General features: G+C 53.6%; 2 protein-coding genes and 1 pseudogene. 2 read left to right on the forward strand and 1 reads right to left on the reverse strand.

Translation table 11 applies throughout. The features are described 5' to 3' along the window. Window positions 1–209 precede the first annotated feature (209 nt). A complete protein-coding gene (locus MUY21_RS15925) occupies window positions 210–722 on the reverse strand; it encodes a hypothetical protein (protein WP_248411258.1) in 513 nt (170 codons plus the stop codon). Window positions 723–1,086: 364 nt separating this feature from the next. Here MUY21_RS15925 and MUY21_RS15930 point away from each other — a divergent pair, with 364 nt between their 5' ends. Then, window positions 1,087–1,650: a recombinase family protein gene (locus MUY21_RS15930; RefSeq protein WP_248411259.1), complete on the forward strand. Its 564-nt coding sequence runs from the start codon at window positions 1,087–1,089 to the stop codon at window positions 1,648–1,650. Window positions 1,651–1,660: 10 nt separating this feature from the next. Next, window positions 1,661–2,348: pseudogene (locus tag MUY21_RS15935) on the forward strand (IS481 family transposase); the annotation flags it as partial.

Consider the following 2,348-nt stretch of genomic DNA (forward strand, 5'->3'; position numbering starts at 1 on the left):
TGTAGTGAACCGCAATCATCCGCGTCTTGAACTGCAAACATCGTGATTTTTCGACCAGATTAACTGCGTTTATCTGGGGTGCGGAAACCGAATTGTTTGTGACTGTGACCACATTATTTGCAACGGGACTGCAATCATCCGGACTGAACCACATTACGTGCGAATGAGAACATTACCCTGAAGGTGTACAATATTCGGCCTCAAACAAGTTAATCGCTAAGAGAGAAAGTGATATCCAACTGGCTTTCTTCACCCGACGCGACTCGCGACAATGTTACTGATAACTTTCCTAACGACGCTGTCGTTTCAGGCAAGCCGGGAGCGGATGTCAGCGTCGTGGTCAAAGGACCGATTTCGGCCTTCACCCATTTTTCGGCATTTGCGGCGAAATGTGTGACTAGGATGTCCGGGTCCCAGTAGCTAAAAATTGCGGTCATGCCGTTCGGTGATGCGGTTTGGAACATGAAGACGGAAGCATAGGGTTGTCCATTTGCCCAAAGATCGATCAAGATCTTATCTTCCCCCCGATCCAGAACATGGCTTTCAGGGTAAAGCCTGGCAAATGCGTCAACCAGTGCGTTCTGATCTCCGAGACTACTATTTAGGGCAATCAGGACGGCGTCAGCTGACGGAAGTTTGTCTTCTTCTGCTATGACTTCATTCATGGCGCCTCCGAGCAGGAATACAAGAACGATAGCAAAGATTGCCTTCTGCAAGCGCATCCCAGTACTCCCTATTTTCTTCTCCAATGCTGACCATACGCATATGCAACCAACACGCCTCTATGCGTCCCCTACATTGCGCAACCGGGTACTGCCTAGGTCAGTACTACCGCTTTCGGCAGGAATGGCAACAAAGTGTGCAACGCAGGTATTTGTCAACAATGCAGCATTGGTCACTCTGGGCCCTTCAAGGGCTGGTCTAGGAAAAGCTAGCCTTGGCCAGTTCAGCAAACGAGCGTTTGACAGACGGCGTTTGAGCAAAGTTTCCGCAACTTGATATTGCTGGGAAATTTTGTCTGTTTACCGCATCTGAATATCACCGTATGCATTTTGGCAATCGAGTTGATTATTCAGACGGTTTTCCATGTTCATTGGCTATGCACGTGTATCGACAGAAGACCAGAGCCTTGCCTTGCAGCATGATGCGTTGCGTGCCGCAGGGTGCGAACGAATTTTCGATGACAAGGTGAGTGGGGCCAAGAGCGAGCGCCCAGGTCTGGTCAAGGCTTTGGAGCAGCTTCGCGACGGCGACACGCTGGTTGTCTGGCGGTTGGATCGGATGGGACGGTCTCTGAAAGATCTGATTGCCCGTGCTGAAGAGCTGAAAGAAATGGGTGTTGGCCTGAAGAGCCTACAGGAATCCATCGACACCACATCGAGCGGTGGTCAGCTCATCTTTCATATGTTTGGCGCATTGGCCGAGTTCGAGCGCAACCTGATCCGCGAGCGCACACAGGCTGGTCTGAAGGCAGCGCGGGCACGTGGACGCAAGGGTGGTCGTAAAAAGGTATTGGACCGCAAGAAACGGGTTCTTGCTGTCCAGCTTTATCATTCCCGTGAACACACAATCCCGGAAATTTGCAACTTGATGGGCATCTCGCGGGCCACGCTCTACGCCTATGTTGATGAGTTCGCCGATGGCAAATAGAGGCATCCGCATACCGGCCGAGACGCTGTTGGCGTTGAGAACCCGGCTGGCGGGGCTGCCGCCTCGATCAGCGGCACGGCGGGAAGAAATTGATCGGATCGCGGATCTCTTTGATGTCAGTTCGTCCACCGTGTACCGCGCTCTAAAAACGCTTCACCAACCCAAGGGCCTCCGGCGGGCTGATCGTGGCAAGCCACGCGGGATCCCTGAAAAGGACATGGCACGCTATTGCGAGATCATTGCCGCGCTGAAAATGCGGACCAGCAACAAGAAAGGTCGGCATCTCTCGACCAACCGGGCCATTGAGGTTCTGGAAGAACATGGGGTGGAAACGCCGGATGGACATGTGCAACCGGCAAAAGGCTTGCTCAGGCCGACAACTGTCAACCGGTGGCTGCGGTCATGGGGATACGATCGGCCACGAATGATCCGGGCGACACCCGCCGCCCGGTTTGAAGCGCGCCATTCCAATGCCTGCTGGCAGTTCGATATGAGCCCGTCGGATCTGAAGCATATCGCGCAACCTGCCTGGGTCGACCCGAAACGCGGCCAGCCAACGATGATGCTTTACAGCGTCGTGGATGATCGTTCGGGCACGTCTTACCAGGAATACCGCTGTGTCTATGGCGAAGATGCGGAAAGCGCGTTGCGTTTCCTGTTCAACGCCATGGCTCCGAAGGAAGACACTGAGTTCCAGG

This window comes from Aliiroseovarius sp. S2029 (assembly GCF_023195575.1).
Taxonomy (GTDB): Bacteria; Pseudomonadota; Alphaproteobacteria; order Rhodobacterales; family Rhodobacteraceae; genus Aliiroseovarius; species Aliiroseovarius zhejiangensis.

Coding starts and splice junctions, on each gene's coding strand:
- MUY21_RS15925 (WP_248411258.1), bottom strand. CDS start 722: ATGCGCTTGCAGAAGGCAATCTTTGCTATCGTTCTTGTATTCCTGCTC.
- MUY21_RS15930 (WP_248411259.1), top strand. CDS start 1,087: ATGTTCATTGGCTATGCACGTGTATCGACAGAAGACCAGAGCCTTGCC.